1 pseudogene is annotated in these 482 nt (G+C 68.5%); it reads right to left on the reverse strand.

Annotated elements, in window-relative coordinates:
* Window positions 1-482 (reverse strand): annotated as a pseudogene (locus tag AC066S_RS39175) (NAD-dependent dihydropyrimidine dehydrogenase subunit PreA); the annotation flags it as partial.

The raw sequence follows: 482 nt of genomic DNA on the forward strand, positions 1-482 counted from the left end.
CACTGGATGCAGGCATCCTGATTGATCACCGCCTTGTCGACGTGGTTCAGGTCGAGCTGCTTCCAGTCCTTGACCGTCGGCACGGCGCCGCCGCGGAAGTCCTCGATCGTCCGGTAGCCGTGCGCGTCCATGAAGTTGGAGAGGCCGTCGCACATGTCCTGCACGATCTTGAAGCCGTAGACCATCGCGGCCGTGCACACCTGCACGGTGCCGCAGCCCAGGGCGATGAACTCGGCCGCATCGCGCCAGGTGCTCACGCCGCCGATGCCGCTGATCGGCAGGCCCGCGGTCTGCTCGTCGCGCGCGATCTCGGCCACCATGTTGAGCGCGATCGGCTTCACGGCCGGTCCGCAGTAGCCGCCGTGCGATCCCCAGCCGCCCGTGTTCGGGCTCATGGCCATGCGCTCCAGGTCGACGCCCATGATGGAGTTGATGGTGTTGATGAGCGACACCGCGTCCGCGCCGCCGGCGCGGGCCGCGCG

The organism is Bradyrhizobium sp. CFUWI (assembly GCF_056429085.1).